General features: G+C 58.1%; 13 protein-coding genes. 1 reads left to right on the forward strand and 12 read right to left on the reverse strand.

The window, feature by feature from the left end; all coding sequences use genetic code 11:
- Positions 1-47: 47 nt before the first annotated feature.
- The 10 genes from brnQ to sdhC form a co-directional block, all read right to left on the reverse strand.
- On the reverse strand, positions 48-1,361 hold the full coding sequence (brnQ, locus tag K0H47_RS03920) for a branched-chain amino acid transport system II carrier protein (protein ID WP_063028206.1): 1,314 nt from the start codon (positions 1,359-1,361) through the stop codon (positions 48-50).
- 430 nt (positions 1,362-1,791) lie between these two features.
- The gene (sucD, locus tag K0H47_RS03925) at positions 1,792-2,673 is read right to left on the reverse strand and encodes a succinate--CoA ligase subunit alpha (protein ID WP_003210566.1); all 882 of its coding nucleotides are present in this window, start codon (positions 2,671-2,673) and stop codon (positions 1,792-1,794) included.
- Positions 2,673-3,839: an ADP-forming succinate--CoA ligase subunit beta gene (gene sucC, locus K0H47_RS03930; RefSeq protein WP_003210567.1), complete on the reverse strand. Its 1,167-nt coding sequence runs from the start codon at positions 3,837-3,839 to the stop codon at positions 2,673-2,675. Before sucC ends, sucD begins: the two co-directional genes overlap by 1 nt.
- A gap of 214 nt (positions 3,840-4,053) precedes the next feature.
- Positions 4,054-5,490, reverse strand: a complete 1,437-nt coding sequence (gene lpdA / locus K0H47_RS03935; RefSeq protein WP_017477531.1) for a dihydrolipoyl dehydrogenase — start codon at positions 5,488-5,490, stop codon at positions 4,054-4,056.
- Positions 5,491-5,585: 95 nt separating this feature from the next.
- Entirely contained in the window at positions 5,586-6,824 is a 1,239-nt protein-coding gene (gene odhB, locus K0H47_RS03940; protein ID WP_093207585.1) for a 2-oxoglutarate dehydrogenase complex dihydrolipoyllysine-residue succinyltransferase, read from the reverse strand.
- 44 nt (positions 6,825-6,868) lie between these two features.
- A complete protein-coding gene (locus tag K0H47_RS03945; protein WP_063028202.1) occupies positions 6,869-9,700 on the reverse strand; it encodes a 2-oxoglutarate dehydrogenase E1 component in 2,832 nt (943 codons plus the stop codon).
- A gap of 262 nt (positions 9,701-9,962) precedes the next feature.
- Positions 9,963-10,667 (reverse strand): succinate dehydrogenase iron-sulfur subunit, encoded by a 705-nt coding sequence (locus K0H47_RS03950; RefSeq protein WP_003210571.1) that lies wholly within the window; start codon positions 10,665-10,667, stop codon positions 9,963-9,965.
- A gap of 11 nt (positions 10,668-10,678) precedes the next feature.
- Entirely contained in the window at positions 10,679-12,454 is a 1,776-nt protein-coding gene (gene sdhA / locus K0H47_RS03955; RefSeq protein ID WP_063028200.1) for a succinate dehydrogenase flavoprotein subunit, read from the reverse strand.
- A 3-nt stretch (positions 12,455-12,457) separates the two neighbouring features.
- Positions 12,458-12,826, reverse strand: a complete 369-nt coding sequence (gene sdhD / locus K0H47_RS03960; RefSeq protein WP_003210573.1) for a succinate dehydrogenase, hydrophobic membrane anchor protein — start codon at positions 12,824-12,826, stop codon at positions 12,458-12,460.
- Complete coding sequence (gene sdhC, locus K0H47_RS03965; RefSeq protein WP_008433998.1) at positions 12,820-13,194, reverse strand: succinate dehydrogenase, cytochrome b556 subunit; 375 nt, start codon at positions 13,192-13,194, stop codon at positions 12,820-12,822. Before sdhC ends, sdhD begins: the two co-directional genes overlap by 7 nt.
- A 363-nt stretch (positions 13,195-13,557) precedes the next feature.
- Here sdhC and gltA point away from each other — a divergent pair, with 363 nt between their 5' ends.
- Positions 13,558-14,847: a citrate synthase gene (gene gltA / locus K0H47_RS03970; protein ID WP_003210575.1), complete on the forward strand. Its 1,290-nt coding sequence runs from the start codon at positions 13,558-13,560 to the stop codon at positions 14,845-14,847.
- A gap of 163 nt (positions 14,848-15,010) precedes the next feature.
- Here gltA and K0H47_RS03975 read toward each other — a convergent pair whose 3' ends face one another.
- The gene (locus tag K0H47_RS03975) at positions 15,011-16,669 is read right to left on the reverse strand and encodes a cation acetate symporter (protein WP_003210576.1); all 1,659 of its coding nucleotides are present in this window, start codon (positions 16,667-16,669) and stop codon (positions 15,011-15,013) included.
- The gene (locus K0H47_RS03980) at positions 16,666-16,977 is read right to left on the reverse strand and encodes a DUF485 domain-containing protein (RefSeq protein WP_003210577.1); all 312 of its coding nucleotides are present in this window, start codon (positions 16,975-16,977) and stop codon (positions 16,666-16,668) included. The genes K0H47_RS03975 and K0H47_RS03980 overlap by 4 nt, the downstream gene beginning before the upstream one ends.
- Positions 16,978-17,071: the final 94 nt, after the last annotated feature.

Below are 17,071 nucleotides of genomic sequence, written 5' to 3' on the forward strand. Positions count from 1 at the left end.
GGAGCATTTGATCCGGGGCTTTTCGATTGCGGCGTAGGCCGGAGGCTTTAAGCGATCGCTTCGCTACGCTTGCCCAGCACGCGGTCAACCACCACAGCAACGACCAGGGTCATCACCGAAGGCACCAGCCACGCCAGGCCCTGCTCGCTCAGCGGCAGGTGAGCCAGTTGCGATGGCATCCAGTCCGCCAGGCCAGCGCCCTTCAACGCGTCAATGCAGCCGAAGATGAACGACACCAGCATCACCGGGCCGACGATCCGGCCCTGCTCCTGCCAGAAGTCCTTACAGAAGCTCAGGGCCACCAGCACGATGCACGGCGGGTAGATCGCAGTCAGTACAGGGATCGAGAACGCGATCAACTTGGTGAGGCCCAGGTTGGATACAAACAGCGAGAACACCGCCAGGATCACCACCAGGGTTTTGTAGGACAGCGGCAACACACGGCTGAAATACTCGGCGCAGGCGCAGGTCAGGCCTACAGCGGTCACCAGGCAAGCCAGGGAAATCAGCACGGCGAGGAAGCCGCTGCCCAGGGAGCCAAAGGTGTGCTGGACGTAAGCGTGCAGCACGGCCGCGCCGTTGGCGGCACCGGCGGCCACTTCATGGCTGCCCGACCCCAGGCGGAACAGGCTGATGTATACCAGCGCCAGGCCCACGCCGGCGATCAGCCCGGCAATGATTGCGTAGCGGGTGATCAGCTTCGGCGACTCGACGCCACGGGAGCGAATCGCGTTGACGATCACGATGCCGAACACCAGGGCGCCCAGGGTATCCATGGTCAGGTAGCCATTGATAAAGCCCTGGGAGAATGGCGCAGCTACGTATTCAGGAGTGGCGACACCCACATCACCGGCCGGCAAGGCGAAGGCGGCAATGCCCAATACGGCCAGGGCGATGATCTTCAACGGCGCCAGGAAGCGACCGACGGTATCCAGCAAACGGCCTGGGTACAGGGAGATGAAGAACACCAACAGGAAGTACACGGAGCTGTAGAGGAACAGCGCCAACGGGCTTTCACCGGTCAGGGGCGCCAAGCCCACTTCAAACGACACGGTCGCAGTTCGCGGGGTAGCGAACAACGGGCCGACTGCCAGGTAGGCAGCTGCTGCCAGCAAGCCACCGGCGATCTTGCCGATCGGGCTGCTCAACGCGTCCATGCCGCCACCGACCTTGGCCAGGGCCACAACGGTGATCACCGGCAAACCGACCGCGGTGATCAGGAAGCCCAGCGCCGCCATCCAGACATGAGGCCCGGACTGCAAACCGACGATAGGCGGGAAGATGATGTTGCCGGCGCCCACGAACAGGGCAAAGGTCATAAAGCCCAACGCCAGGATGTCCTGGCTTTTCAACACTTTCATTTGAGGAAATACCACACTACTGAATCGGAATTTAGAGAGGGCTTCCCTATGGATGAGGGAAATACTGCCGGTCCTGATGGGGACCGACCGGTCTGGCGCGAGGCTTCCTTTTGGGATGCGTACGCATAAAGAGGCGGCTAGCCTAACGAATTTGCGGGTCAAACGCACTGTTGCGGGGCGAACTGTCCGATAAGCGACATTTTTATGTCGCGTTTTTATATTTAAATTTTGAAATGCGATCAAATGTGGGAGCTGGCTTGCCTGCGATAGCATCACCTCAGTGCATCAGAAACACCGAGTAGCCTGCATCGCAGGCAAGCCAGCTCCCACAGTGGGTCGGCGTCATTCCAACCGATGAGTAATCCCCAGAATGCACAAAGGCCACCCGAAGGTGGCCTTTGTGTGGTGAAGCGTCAGTTAAGCGGGAGGCTTACTTGACAGCCCAACCAGTCAGCTCGGACAAAGCCTTGCCGATGTCTGCAAGCGAACGCACGGTTTTAACGCCTGCGTCTTCCAGGGCAGCAAACTTCTCGTCTGCAGTGCCCTTGCCGCCAGAGATGATTGCGCCAGCATGGCCCATGCGCTTGCCAGCAGGGGCAGTCACACCAGCGATGTAGGAAACAACCGGCTTGGTCACGTGTGCCTTGATGTAGGCAGCCGCTTCTTCTTCAGCCGAACCGCCGATCTCACCGATCATTACGATCGCTTCGGTCTTCGGGTCTTCCTGGAACAGCTTCAGGATGTCGATGAAGTTCGAACCCGGGATCGGGTCACCGCCGATGCCGACGCAAGTCGACTGACCGAAACCGGCGTCAGTAGTCTGCTTGACAGCTTCGTAGGTCAGGGTGCCGGAACGGGAAACGATACCGACTTTACCTGGCAAGTGAATGTGACCTGGCATGATGCCGATCTTGCATTCGCCTGGAGTGATCACGCCTGGGCAGTTAGGGCCGATCAGGACTACGCCCAGCTCGTCGCACTTAACTTTAGCGTCCAGCATGTCCAGGGTAGGAATGCCTTCGGTGATGCAAACGATCAGCTTGATGCCGCCGAATGCTGCTTCCAGGATGGAGTCCTTGCAGAAAGGAGCTGGAACGTAGATCACGCTGGCGGTGGCGCCAGTGGCAGCTACAGCATCTTTCACGGTGTTGAACACTGGCAGACCCAGGTGCTCGGTGCCGCCTTTACCAGGCGTAACGCCACCGACCATCTTGGTGCCGTATTCGATGGCTTGCTGGGTGTGGAAACTACCTTGCGAACCGGTAATACCCTGGCAGATAACCTTGGTGTCTTTATTGATCAGGACGCTCATTATTTGCCCTCCGCAGCTTTGACGACTTGTTGAGCAGCGTCGGTCAGGCTGGTAGCAGCGATGATGTTCAAACCGCTTTCTGCCAGTACTTTAGCGCCCAGTTCAGCGTTGTTACCTTCAAGGCGCACAACAACCGGGATTTTAACGCCGACTTCTTTCACTGCACCGATGATGCCTTCGGCAATCATGTCGCAACGAACGATGCCGCCGAAGATGTTGACCAGTACTGCAGCGACGTTGGAGTCGGACAGAATGATCTTGAACGCTTCGGTAACGCGTTCTTTGGTGGCACCGCCGCCTACGTCGAGGAAGTTGGCTGGTTTGCCGCCATGCAGGTTGACGATGTCCATGGTACCCATGGCCAGACCAGCACCGTTGACCATGCAACCGATGTTGCCTTCCAGGGCTACGTAGTTCAGTTCGAACTTGGCAGCGTGCGCTTCGCGCGGATCGTCTTGCGACGGATCGTGGAAAGTCTTCAGCTTAGGCTGACGGTACATGGCGTTGGCGTCGATGTTGATCTTGGCGTCGAGGCAGTGCAGATCGCCGTCAGCCTTGATCACCAGCGGGTTCACTTCCAGCAGGGCCAGATCGTGATCCTGGAACAGTTTGGCCAGACCTACGAAGATCTTGGCGAACTGGGCAACTTGCTTGCCTTCCAGACCCAACTGGAATGCCAGCTCGCGACCCTGGAATGGCTGAGCGCCAACCAGTGGATCGATAGTGGCTTTCAGAATTTTTTCTGGGGTTTCTTCGGCGATCTTCTCAATGTCCACGCCACCTTCGGTGGAGGCCATGAACACGATGCGACGGCTCGAACGGTCAACGACAGCGCCCAGGTACAGCTCTTTAGCGATATCAGTGCACGATTCAACCAGGATCTTGGTGACTGGCTGGCCATTGGCATCAGTCTGGTAAGTCACCAGACGCTTGCCCAGCCACTGCTGAGCGAAGGCTTTGGCGTCTTCTTTGCTGCGAACCAGCTTAACGCCGCCCGCTTTACCGCGACCACCAGCGTGAACCTGGGCTTTGACAACCCACTCGGTGCCGCCGATTTTGTCGCAAGCTTCTGCTGCTGCTTCCGGGGTGTCTACTGCGTAACCCTTGGATACTGGCAGGCCGTATTCAGCGAACAGCTGCTTACCCTGATACTCGTGAAGATTCATGCTTATTACCGTCTTCGTTAGGTACTGCGCATTCGGCGCTGCGCTCTTTATTGAGTGCCGCGCCACCTGTGACTGCTGCTTGCACAGTCAAACCACCAAAGGCCTGGACCCTGGGTGGTGAAACTGCGCAAGACTGCGTCCAGCGGATATTCCGCGGTGAGTCTTGCGCACAAGGCTCACGACGGGCAACCGCCGTGGTTTCTTATTATCTCGCTTAGCGCTTCTTCTTGTTGGCGATGTGGATGGCATGGCCATTCACTGCCAACGCGGCTTCGTGCAGCGCTTCAGACAGGGTCGGATGGGAGAAAACCATCATGCCGATGTCTTCGGCGCTGGTGCCGAATTCCATACCGATTGCGCCTTGCTGAACCAGTTCTGCTGCGCCTGGGCCAATCACGTGGACGCCCAATACGCGGTCAGTCTTGGCATCAGCGATGACTTTGACAAAACCACCGGTGTCGTTGGCTGCCATGGCACGGCCAGAAGCGGCAAACGGGAAGGTGCCGACGTTAACTTCAACGCCTTCAGCTTTCAACTGCTGTTCGTTCTTGCCGACCCATGCAATTTCCGGGTGGGTGTAGATAACAGACGGGATCAGGTCGTAGTTCATCTGGGTCTTGTGACCCTTGATGCGCTCGACAACCATGATGCCTTCTTCGGAAGCCTTGTGCGCCAGCATCATGCCGCGAACCACGTCGCCAATGGCGTAGACGCCTGGCACGGTGGTAGCGCAGTGATCGTCAACGTGGATGAAGCCACGCTCGTCGATGTTCACGCCGCTGTCGGAAGCCAGCAGATCAGTGGTCACTGGACGGCGACCAACGGCTACGATCAGCTTGTCGAAAGTGATGGTTTTTTCGCCATCCTTGTCGGTGTAGGTCACGACGACTTCTTCGCCGTTAACCTTGGAACCGGTAACGCGAGCGCCCAGCTTGATGTCCAGACCTTGTTTGGTCAGGGTTTTCAACGCTTCTTTGGACACTGCCGTGTCGGCAGCCAACAGGAACGTGTCCAGGGCTTCCAGCACGGTCACTTCGGAACCCAGGCGGGACCAGACCGAACCCAGTTCCAGGCCGATCACGCCAGCGCCAATCACGCCCAGACGTTTTGGAACCGATTGGAATTCCAGGGCGCCGGTCGAATCAACGATCACCTTCTGGTCAACAGGAGCCGGTGGAATGTCGATTGGACGCGAACCTGGAGCCAGGATCACGTTCTCGGCTTCGATGACTTCTACCGAACCGTCAGGCTTGGTGATTTCAACTTTCTTGCCGGCCAGCAGTTTGCCGTGGCCTTGCAGGGAAGTCACGCCGTTGGCCTTGAACAGGGTCGCAACGCCGGAAGTCAGGCCTTTAACGATGTTGGCCTTGCGGCCGACCATTGCTGGCACGTCCATGGTCACGCCAGCGTGGTTGATGCCGTGGATGGCAAAACCGTCTTGGGCTTCGTGGAATTTCCAGGAGCTGTCCAGCAGCGCCTTGGAAGGAATGCAACCAACGTTCAGGCAAGTACCGCCCAGAGCCAGTTTGCCTTCCTTGTCGGTGTATTTTTCGATGCAAGCAGTCGAGAGGCCCAGTTGTGCGGCCTTGATGGCGGCAACGTAGCCGCCAGGGCCTGCGCCAATCACTACAACGTCAAATTTCTGCGACATGAAAAAAAATCCTCTTTAGCTAAAAGCTTCAAGCCGTGAGCCGCACTCCGGGCTGCCTTGCGGCAGACCGGGTGGTACGGCGCACCGCCGCTTTATCAGATATCCAGCAGCAGACGAGCCGGGTCTTCCAGCAGGTTCTTGATGGTCACCAGGAAAGTCACGGCTTCTTTACCATCGATGAGGCGGTGATCGTACGACAGCGCCAGGTACATCATCGGGCGGATAACCACTTGGCCGTTGATCGCCATAGGACGCTGCAGAATGTTGTGCATGCCCAGGATCGCAGCTTGTGGCGGGTTGACGATCGGAGTCGACATCATCGAACCGAAAGTACCACCGTTGGTGATGGTGAAGGTACCACCGGTCATCTCGTCGATGGTCAGCTTGCCGTCACGGGCTTTCTTGCCGAAGTTGGCGATGCCGCCTTCGATTTCAGCCAGGCTCATCAGTTCGGCGTTACGCAGAACCGGTACCACCAGGCCACGGTCGCTGGACACGGCAACGCCGACGTCAGCATAACCGTGGTAAACGATGTCGCCGCCGTCGATGGAAGCGTTGACCGCCGGGAAGCGTTTCAGCGCTTCGGTGGCCGCTTTCACGAAGAACGACATGAAGCCCAGGCGCACGCCGTTGTGGGACTTCTCGAACAGATCCTTGTACTTCGAACGCAGGGCCATGACTTCGGTCATGTCGACTTCGTTGAACGTGGTCAGCATCGCCATGTTCGACTGTGCTTCAACCAGACGCTTGGCCACGGTGGCACGCACGCGGGTCATCGGTACGCGCTTCTCGGTGCGGTCGCCAGCGGCGAACACAGGAGCAGCGGCAGCCGGGGCAGCAGCCTTGGCAGGTGCGGCAGCTGGAGCGTTTTTCTTGGCTTCAACAGCGGCAACCACGTCTTCCTTGGTTACACGGCCGTCTTTGCCGGTGCCCTTGATGGAAGCCAGGTTGATGCCGTTTTCGTCAGCCAGCTGACGTGCAGCCGGTGCAGCGATTGGATCTTCGCCGCCCGCAGCCGGTGCAGCAGCTGGAGCTGCGGCAGCAGCAGCGGCCGGTGCAGGAGCGGCGGCGGCGGCAGCAGGAGCAGCAGCAGCGCCGCCCTCTTCGATCGAGCCCAGAACCTGGTTCGACAGAACGGTAGCGCCTTCTTCGGCAACGATTGCGCCCAGCACGCCGTCAGCTTCAGCCAACACTTCGAGCACGACCTTGTCGGTTTCGATGTCGACGATCAGGTCGTCACGCTTGACGGCCTCGCCTGGTTTCTTGTGCCAGGTGGCAACGGTGCCATCGGCAACCGATTCCGGGAATGACGGGGCTTTGATTTCGATAGCCATTATCTGTGGGTCCTTAAAATTCGGTTTCAGTCAGCGCGAAGGCGTTAAACAGTGAAAGCATCTTGCAGCAGTTTTTCCTGCTGCTCGGCGTGCATCGACGCATAACCACACGCAGGTGCAGCAGAAGCATCACGACCGGCGTACTCCAGGCCCAGTGCCTGTTTGTGGTTGCCGATGCTGCGACGCAGATGATGCTGACTGCTGTACCAAGCGCCCTGGTTCATCGGTTCTTCCTGACACCACACCACGTTGGTGAGGTTGGTGTAAGGCGCGATGGCCTCCATCAGGTCGTCTTCCGGGAACGGGTAAAGCTGCTCGATTCGCACGATGGCGATGTCTTCGCGGCCTTCGGCACGGCGTTTTTCCAGCAAGTCGTAGTAGACCTTGCCGCTGCACAGGATCAGGCGAGTGACCTTGGCCGCGTCCAGGGTGTCGATTTCTGAAATAACGGTCTGGAACGAACCATCCGCCAGATCTTCCAGGGTCGAGATGGCCAATTTATGACGCAGCAGCGATTTCGGAGTCAGTACTACCAGCGGCTTGCGCAGCGGACGGATCACCTGGCGACGCAGCAAGTGGTAGATCTGGGCCGGGGTAGTCGGCACGCACACCTGAATGTTGTGCTCAGCACACAATTGCAGGTAACGCTCCAGACGGGCCGAAGAGTGCTCCGGACCCTGACCTTCATAACCGTGTGGCAGCAACATGGTCAGACCGCACAGACGGCCCCACTTGTGCTCGCCGCTGGTGATGAACTGGTCGATAACCACTTGGGCACCGTTGGCGAAGTCGCCGAACTGGGCTTCCCAGATCACCAGCGCCTGAGGCGTGGTGGTCGAGTAACCGTATTCGAACGCCAGTACGGCTTCTTCGGACAGGAACGAATCGAACAGGTCGAAACGTGGCTGGCCTTCGTACAGGTTCTGCAACGGGATGTAGGTGCCCGCGTCTTTCTGGTTGTGCAGCACAGCATGACGGTGCGAGAACGTACCGCGGCCGATGTCCTGGCCAGTCATACGGATCGGGTGACCTTCGAACGCCAGGGTCGCGTACGCCATGGTTTCAGCGTAACCCCAGTTGATCGGCAGGCCGCCGGCTTGCATCTTCTGACGGTCTTCGTAGATCTTCGCAACCTGGCGCTGTACGACGAAACCGTCTGGAATTTCCAGCAGCTTGGCCGACAGTTCCTGCAGGGTTTTCAGATCGAACGAGGTGTCGTGACGCGCAGTCCAGGCGTGGCCCAGGTACGGACGCCAGTCAACGAACAGCTCTTTGTTCGGCTCTTTAACCAGGCTTTTCACTACATGCAGGCCGTTGTCCAGCGCGTTGCGGTATTCATCGATCTTCGCTTGAACACGAGCATCGTCCACCACGCCGGCCTTGATCAGGCTATCGGCATACAGCTCACGGGTGGTGCGCTGCTTGGTGATTTGCTGGTACATCAACGGTTGGGTGCCGCTAGGCTCATCCGCTTCGTTGTGACCGCGACGACGGTAGCAGACCAGGTCGATGACCACGTCACGCTTGAACTGCATGCGGTAATCGATGGCCAACTGGGTCACGAACAACACGGCTTCCGGATCATCACCATTCACATGGAGGATCGGCGCCTGGATCATCTTGGCAACGTCGGTCGCGTACTCGGTAGAGCGCGCGTCCAGCGGGTTGCTGATGGTGAAGCCCACCTGGTTGTTGATGACGATGTGAACGGTACCACCGGTCTTGAAGCCGCGAGTCTGCGACATCTGGAAGGTTTCCAGGACCACGCCCTGACCGGCGAATGCCGCGTCACCGTGGATGGAAATCGGCAGGACCTTCTCACCGGTGGAATCGTTACGACGATCCTGGCGAGCACGCACCGACCCCTCGACCACTGGAGAAACGATTTCCAGGTGGGATGGGTTGAACGCCATGGCCAGGTGAACTTCACCGCCGGTGGTCATTACGTTGGACGAGAAGCCCTGGTGATATTTAACGTCACCGGAACCCAGCTCGACCTTCTTCTTGCCTTCGAACTCGTCGAACAGCTCGCGCGGGTTCTTGCCGAAGGTGTTGACCAGCACGTTCAAACGGCCACGGTGGGCCATACCGATCACGATTTCCTTGGTGCCGTAGGAACCGGAACGCTGGATCAGCTCGTCGAGCATCGGGATCAGGCTTTCGCCGCCTTCCAGGCCGAAACGCTTGGTGCCCGGGTATTTGGTACCCAGGTATTTTTCCAGGCCTTCCGCTGCAGTGACGCGCTCGAGCAAGTGGCTCTTGACGTCTGCAGACAGCACCGGGCGACCACGCACGCCTTCAAGACGGTGCTGGAACCAGTGGCGCTGCTCGGAATCAGTGATGTGCGTAAATTCGGCACCGATGGTGCGGCAATATGTCTGCTGCAACGCTTCGTGAATTTCGCGTAGGCTCGCTTCCTCTTTGCCGATGAACAGGTCGCCGGCACGGAAGGTCGTATCAAGATCGGCATTGGTCAAGCCGTAATGATTGATCGACAGGTCTGCAGGTGCAGGACGCTGCCACAGCCCCAGCGGGTCAAGCTGGGCTGCCTGGTGGCCACGCATACGGTAGGCCTGGATCAGTCGCAATACTTCAACTTGCTTCTTCTCGTGCTCACTGCTCACGCTTCCGGCGGAAACCGGCTGGGCGCGGCGCTGGTTCTTTGCCAGCAGCACGAACTGATCGCGAATTGTTGCGTGCGATACATCGGTGGCAGCGTTGCCGTCTGAAGACAACGTCTGAAATTTGGTGCGCCATTCTTCTGGCACAGCGTTAGGGTCGTGCAGGTAGAGCTCATAAAGCTCTTCCACATAGGCAGCGTTACCACCTGAAAGATAGCCGCTGTTCCACATGCGCTGCATCACGCTTTCTTGCATGCTTGGTCACCCTCGATTTGGGGACACCACCGGCGAAAACACCGAGTTTGCTTGCAAAAGGCCAAGTGCAGCGACCAAAACAAGCCACTTAGGATCACGCTGATAGTTCGGGTACCAACCCGAATGCCCCTGCTTGTCTCATTTCTTCAAAATAAGAGCCGCGTCTTTGTAAGTCGCTGCTCAAGTTAAAACTACGGCGCCGGTTGAAGCCTGCGCCGTAGCATCTACGGGCACAACGGTCCTGCTTTTACTACAACGTCGGTTACACGCCGCTTTGCAGCAGCATGCTACGTACGTGACCAATGGCCTTAGTCGGGTTCAGGCCTTTAGGACATACGTTGACGCAGTTCATGATCCCGCGGCAGCGGAATACGCTGAACGGGTCATCCAGCGAAGCCAGACGCTCGGCAGTCTTGGTGTCACGGCTGTCTGCCAGGAAGCGGTACGCTTGCAGCAGGGCAGCTGGGCCCAGGAACTTGTCGGGGTTCCACCAGAAGGACGGGCAGGAAGTCGAGCAGCAAGCGCACAGGATGCACTCGTACAGACCGTCCAGCTTCTCGCGCTCTTCCGGAGTCTGCAGACGCTCGATGGCCGGAGCCGGCGTGTCGTTCTGCAGGAATGGCTTAACCTTCTCGTATTGCTTGTAGAAGATGCTCATATCGACGACCAGGTCACGGATAACCGGCAAACCTGGCAGCGGACGAACAACCAACTTGTTGCCTTTCACCACGGAAGACAGCGGCGTGATGCACGCCAGGCCGTTCTTGCCGTTGATGTTCATGCCGTCGGAGCCGCAAACACCCTCACGGCAAGAGCGACGATAGGAGAAACCTTCGTCCTGCTCTTTAACCAGGGCCAGCACATCCAGCACCATCAGGTCTTTACCACCGGTATCGACCTGGAATTCCTGCATGAACGGCGCAGCGTCCTGATCAGGGTTGTAGCGATAAACACTGACTTTCAACATGGCAGCCACCCTTAGTAAGTCCGAATCTTCGGTTCAAACGTCGGAACCGTCTTCGGCGAGAAGTTCACGGCACGCTTGGTTACGCGCTTGTCACCCGGGAAGTACAGGGTGTGGCACAACCAGTTTTCGTCGTCGCGGTCTTCATAGTCTTCACGAGCGTGAGCACCACGGGATTCTTTACGAACCTCGGCGGCGATCGCAGTCGCTTCAGCCACTTCCAGCAGGTTTTGCAGCTCAAGGGCTTCGATTCGAGCGGTGTTGAACGCCTGGCTCTTGTCGTTGATCTTGACGTTGGCGATGCGCGAACGCAGGTCAGCCAGCTGGGCGATACCTTTCTGCATGTATTCGCCGGTACGGAACACACCGAAGTAGTTCTGCATGCAGCTTTGCAGCTCTTTGCGCAGCGAGGCAACGTCTTCGCCTTCGGTACGCGAGTTCAGGCCATCCAGACGCGCCAGGGCAGCGTCGATGTCGGACTGGCGTGGACGCGCGTAATCAACGCCTTCCTTGAGGGTCTGTTCCAGGAACAGGCCGGCGGCGCGACCGAATACCACCAGGTCGAGCAGCGAGTTGCCACCCAGGCGGTTGGCACCGTGAACCGATACACAGGCCACTTCGCCTACGGCGAACAGACCAGGGATGATCTGGTCAACGCCGTCGGCGTCCTGGGTGATCGCCTGGCCATGAATGTTGGTGGCAACGCCGCCCATCATATAGTGGCAAGTTGGAACAACCGGGATCGGCGCAACAGCCGGGTCAACGTGGGCAAAGGTCTTGGACAGCTCCATGATGCCTGGCAGACGGCTGTGCAGCACTTCTTCACCGAGGTGATCGAGCTTCAGCATTACGTGGTCGCCATCGGGACCACAGCCGTTACCGGCGATGATCTCTTTAACCATGGAACGGGCTACAACGTCACGACCGGCGAGGTCTTTGGCGTTCGGAGCATAACGCTCCATGAAGCGCTCGCCGTTCTTGTTGATCAGGTAGCCACCTTCACCACGGCAACCTTCTGTAACCAGTACACCGGCGCCGGCGATGCCGGTCGGGTGGAACTGCCACATTTCGATGTCTTGTACCGGGACGCCTGCACGCAGGGCCATGCCGATACCGTCACCGGTGTTGATCAGTGCGTTGGTAGTCGAAGAGTAGATACGGCCTGCACCGCCGGTCGCCAATACGGTGGCGTTAGCCCGCACGTAAGAGGTTTCGCCGGTTTCGATGCAGATAACGATCATGCCTACAAAGGCACCGTCTTCGTTCTTCACCAGGTCGACGCCGTAGTATTCGTTGAGGAATACGGTGCCGGCCTTCAGGTTGGCCTGGTACAGGGTGTGCAACAGCGCGTGACCGGTACGGTCGGCTGCGGCACAGGTACGAGCGGCCTGGCCACCCTTACCGAAGTCTTTGGACTGACCGCCGAACGGACGCTGGTAGATGCGGCCCTGTTCGGTACGGGAGAACGGCAGACCCATGTGTTCCAGCTCGAAGACCGCTTCCGGGCCTACGGAGCACATGTATTCGATAGCGTCCTGGTCACCGATATAGTCGGAACCCTTGACGGTATCGTACATGTGCCAGCGCCAGTCATCGTTTGGATCGGCGGAGGCGATGGCGCAGGTGATGCCACCCTGGGCCGAAACGGTGTGGGAACGGGTCGGGAACACCTTGGTGATCACGGCAGTCTTGTGACCGCCCTGGGCCAGTTGCAGCGCAGCGCGCATGCCGGCACCGCCGCCGCCAATGATGATGGCGTCGAATGAAAGCGTATTAACTGTGTTAGCCATGAATCAGATACCCCAAAGAATCTGCACACCCCAGACGAAGTAAGCGAACATCGCGACGCCGCATACTGCCTGGAAGAGAAACCGTACTGCTGTCGCGGACTTGCCCAGCGCCATCGGCGTCAGGTAGTCGGTCGCGATGGTCCACATGCCAACCCAGGCGTGAGCGCCCAGGGCTACAAGGGCCAGCAGACTGAAGATGCGCATCCCGTTATGAGCGAACAGGCCGTGCCATTGGGCGTAGCCAATGCCAGGGTTCGCCGCGAGGTACCCGATCAGGAAGATGAAATAAGCCGCGAGAACAACCGCAGACACACGTTGCGCCATCCAGTCATAGAGGCCCGAACGCGACAGGTTCGTAACGCTGGTTACCATATCCAAACTCCCGCCAGAACGATCAGCACCACGGAAATGGCGATGACGATTTTCGAGCCCAGCTTGCCGCCTTCCAGCGTCTCACCGATACCCATGTCCATGATCAAGTGGCGAATACCGGCCACAAGGTGATAAAGCAGAGCGGACAGGAGGCCCCAGGCGACGAATTTGGCCAGCGGACTGGTCAAGCATGCCTTCACCTCGGCGTACCCTTCTTCCGAACCCAGGGATTTGCTCAATGCATAAAGCATGATGCCCAGGCCAAGAAACAGGATGATGCCGGATACACGGTGCAGGAACGACGTTACGCCGGTGATGGGGAGTTTGATGGTCCTTAGGTCTAGGTTTACAGGTCGTTGGCTATTCACGGCTTTTTTTCACACTGAAGAGCCCCTAACAATCAGGGCAAAGTTGTTGGGGAGTGCACTGGTCAGGTAACCACCACCCAGGGAGTGCGACCCCCATCAAAACGGGCCCAAAAGCCCCTGGCGGTCGGAGGCCGAGTATAGACAGTTAGGCAACTAATGACAACGCGCACTCCTCACCCTAATAGCGCATTGCGCTGGCGGCATAAAAGGCGTAAATGGCAGGTAATTTCGAGGAAAAAGTACGGTTAAAGCCTTCTGGAGCAAGACTTTAGGCAAATTGACATCTGAATTTATCTCACTATAGTGGTGCGGGCCCTGCGTGGGGGGTCTGTCTGATGATTTGAAGCATAAATAGGAGGCCACATGGCTGACAAAAAAGCGCAGTTGATCATCGAGGGCGCAGCCCCCGTCGAGCTGCCCATTTTAACCGGCACCGTTGGTCCCGATGTTATCGACGTACGGGGCCTGACGGCCACGGGCCGTTTTACATTTGACCCAGGCTTCATGTCGACCGCCTCTTGCGAGTCGAAGATCACCTATATCGACGGTGATAACGGTATCTTGCTGCACCGCGGCTACCCGATCGAACAGCTTGCTGAACAGTCGGACTACCTGGAAACCTGCTACCTGCTGCTTAATGGCGAATTGCCAACAGCCGAGCAAAAGGCCCAGTTCGTCAGCACCGTGAAGAACCACACCATGGTTCACGAGCAGTTGAAGACCTTCTTCAACGGCTTCCGTCGCGACGCCCACCCAATGGCCGTCATGTGCGGCGTAGTCGGCGCCCTGTCGGCCTTCTATCACGACTCCCTGGACATCAATAACCCGCAGCATCGCGAAATCTCCGCGATCCGCCTGGTTGCCAAGATGCCTACCCTGGCCGCAATGGTTTACAAGTACTCCATGGGTCAACCCATGATGTACCCGCGCAACGACCTGACGTACGCGGAAAACTTCCTGCACATGATGTTCAACACCCCGTGCGAGATCAAACCGATCAGCCCGGTGCTGGCCGCCGCGATGGACAAGATCTTCATCCTCCACGCCGACCACGAACAGAACGCCTCGACGTCTACCGTGCGCCTGGCGGGCTCTTCGGGTGCCAACCCGTTCGCCTGTATCGCCGCCGGTATCGCCGCACTGTGGGGCCCTGCCCACGGCGGTGCGAACGAAGCCGTATTGACCATGCTCGATGAAATCGGCGATGTATCCAACATCGATAAGTTCATCGCCAAGGCCAAGGACAAGAACGATCCGTTCAAGTTGATGGGCTTCGGTCACCGGGTCTACAAGAACCGCGACCCGCGCGCCACCGTGATGAAGAAGACCTGCGACGAAGTGTTGAAGGAGCTGGGGATCAAGAACGATCCGCAACTCGAACTGGCCATGCGCCTGGAAGAGATCGCCCTGACCGACCCGTACTTCATCGAGCGCTCGCTGTACCCGAACGTCGACTTCTACTCGGGGATCATCCTCAAGGCGATCGGCATTCCAACCAGCATGTTCACCGTGATCTTCGCCCTGGCGCGGACCGTGGGCTGGATCTCCCACTGGAAAGAAATGCTCTCCAGCCCGTACAAGATTGGCCGCCCGCGCCAGCTGTACACCGGCTACGAGTCGCGTGACATCACCAAGCTGGAAGACCGCAAGTAAGCTAACCGCTACTTGGCCACACCGAAAACGGCCTCCTTTGATAGGGAGGCCGTTTTTATTTGTACCGGATTTGAGAAACAGTTTTGTCGTATTCGTTACCAATAAAGGCAAAAAAAAGCCCCGATCTCACGACCGGGGCCTTTTTTTTGTAACGGTTACACGCTTAGTGGCTTACCGCCCCACTCGCCCCCAGGCCAGTCTGCGAACGCACAAACTGCGGGAAGTACAGCGCACGCTCCTTCTCTGCCGCCGCCGACTTGTCGGTGATGGAGAAGAACCAGATGCCGATGAACGCGATGATCATCGAGAACAGCGCCGGGTATTCGTAAGGGAAAATCGCCTTCTCATGGTGCAGGATCGAGACCCAGATGGTTGGGCCGAGGATCATCAGGCCAACGGCGCTGATCAAGCCCAGCCAGCCACCAATCATTGCACCGCGGGTGGTGAGGTTTTTCCAGTACATGGAAAGCAGCAGCACCGGGAAGTTACAGCTCGCCGCAATGGAGAACGCCAGGCCTACCATGAACGCAATGTTCTGGCTTTCAAAAAGGATGCCCAAGCCAATCGCCAGCACTGCCAGGGCGATGGTGGTGATCTTCGATACCCGAATCTCATCCTTCTCGTTGGCCTTACCTTTCTTGATCACGCTGGCGTACAGGTCATGGGACACCGCCGAAGCACCCGCCAGGGTCAAACCGGCAACCACTGCCAGAATGGTGGCAAACGCCACGGCCGAGATGAAGCCCAGGAAGATACTGCCGCCCACCGCGTTGGCCAGATGCACCGCCGCCATGTTGTTACCGCCGAGCAAGGCACCTGCAGCATCCTTGAACGCCGGGTTGGTGCTGACCAGCAGGATCGCGCCGAAGCCGATGATGAAGGTCAGGATATAGAAGTAGCCGATGAAGCCAGTGGCATACAGCACGCTCTTGCGAGCTTCCTTAGCGTCACTCACGGTGAAGAAGCGCATCAGGATGTGCGGCAGGCCAGCGGTACCGAACATCAGTGCCAGGCCGAGGGAGAACGCCGAAATCGGGTCTTTCACCAGGCCGCCCGGGCTCATGATCGCTTCACCTTTAGGGTGAACCTTGATCGCCTCGGCAAACAGCATGTTGAAGTCGAAGTTGACGTGTTTCATCACCATCAGCGCCATGAACGAGGCACCGGACAGCAGCAGCACTGCCTTGATGATCTGTACCCAGGTGGTCGCCAGCATGCCGCCGAACAACACATAGAGGCACATCAGGATGCCCACCAGGATCACCGCAACATGGTAATCAAGGCCGAACAGCAGCTGGATCAGCTTGCCCGCGCCGACCATCTGCGCGATCAGGTAGAACGCCACCACCACCAAAGAGCCACAGGCCGACAGGCTGCGGATCTGGGTTTGCCCGAGGCGGTAGGACGCCACGTCGGCAAAGGTGTATTTGCCCAGGTTACGCAGGCGCTCGGCGATCAGGAACAGAATGATCGGCCAGCCCACCAGGAAGCCGATCGAGTAGATCAGGCCGTCGTAGCCGGAGGTGAACACCAGCGCGGAAATCCCCAGGAAGGACGCCGCCGACATGTAGTCACCGGCAATCGCCAAACCGTTCTGGAACCCGGTGATCTTGCCGCCCGCTGCATAGTAGTCGGCCGCCGACTTGTTGCGCTTGGACGCCCAGTAGGTGATGCACAAGGTCGCGCCAACAAAGGCCACGAACATCAGGATCGCTGCGATATTCAGCGGTTGTTTATGCACTTCGCCGGTCAATGCATCGGCCGCCCAAACGGCAGGTGCAAAGGCCGAAGCGCCGAGTACAGCCAATAGACGACGGATCATTGCGCAGCCTCCTTGAGAATCGCATTGTTCAGGTCGTCGAATTCGCCGTTGGCGCGTCGTACATAGATGCCGGTGAGGACGAAAGCCGAGACAATCAGCCCGACCCCGATTGGGATCCCCCACGTGATGGACGAACCGGGGCTGATCTTGGCCCCCAGTATTTGCGGCCCATAGGCAATCAGAAGAATGAAAGCGGAGTACAGCCCAAGCATGATTGCCGAGAGAATCCAGGCGAATCTTTCCCTTTTACTAACCAGCTCCTTGAAACGCGGGCTGTTTTGAATCGAGAGGTAAATGCTGTCGTTCATTGTTTTTATCCTCGCAGCACAGCTTTTTATTATTGGAACATATCCACTGTATGCGGCTGAAGAACAGGTTCCAGACGACCTTAGTAGTAGAAGG

The sequence above is a fragment of the Pseudomonas sp. Xaverov 83 genome (genome assembly GCF_019352905.1).
Lineage (GTDB): Bacteria > Pseudomonadota > Gammaproteobacteria > Pseudomonadales > Pseudomonadaceae > Aquipseudomonas > Aquipseudomonas yamanorum.

Excerpts from the sequence above, each read along its gene's own strand:
- lpdA (WP_017477531.1), bottom strand. The coding sequence starts at position 5,490 with ATGTCGCAGAAATTTGACGTTGTAGTGATTGGCGCAGGCCCTGGCGGC.
- sdhD (WP_003210573.1), bottom strand. The coding sequence starts at position 12,826 with ATGGTAACCAGCGTTACGAACCTGTCGCGTTCGGGCCTCTATGACTGG.
- K0H47_RS03980 (WP_003210577.1), bottom strand. The coding sequence starts at position 16,977 with ATGAACGACAGCATTTACCTCTCGATTCAAAACAGCCCGCGTTTCAAG.
- sdhA (WP_063028200.1), bottom strand. The coding sequence starts at position 12,454 with ATGGCTAACACAGTTAATACGCTTTCATTCGACGCCATCATCATTGGC.
- K0H47_RS03950 (WP_003210571.1), bottom strand. The coding sequence starts at position 10,667 with ATGTTGAAAGTCAGTGTTTATCGCTACAACCCTGATCAGGACGCTGCG.
- odhB (WP_093207585.1), bottom strand. The coding sequence starts at position 6,824 with ATGGCTATCGAAATCAAAGCCCCGTCATTCCCGGAATCGGTTGCCGAT.
- sucC (WP_003210567.1), bottom strand. The coding sequence starts at position 3,839 with ATGAATCTTCACGAGTATCAGGGTAAGCAGCTGTTCGCTGAATACGGC.
- gltA (WP_003210575.1), top strand. The coding sequence starts at position 13,558 with ATGGCTGACAAAAAAGCGCAGTTGATCATCGAGGGCGCAGCCCCCGTC.
- sucD (WP_003210566.1), bottom strand. The coding sequence starts at position 2,673 with ATGAGCGTCCTGATCAATAAAGACACCAAGGTTATCTGCCAGGGTATT.
- brnQ (WP_063028206.1), bottom strand. The coding sequence starts at position 1,361 with ATGAAAGTGTTGAAAAGCCAGGACATCCTGGCGTTGGGCTTTATGACC.
- K0H47_RS03975 (WP_003210576.1), bottom strand. The coding sequence starts at position 16,669 with ATGATCCGTCGTCTATTGGCTGTACTCGGCGCTTCGGCCTTTGCACCT.
- K0H47_RS03945 (WP_063028202.1), bottom strand. The coding sequence starts at position 9,700 with ATGCAAGAAAGCGTGATGCAGCGCATGTGGAACAGCGGCTATCTTTCA.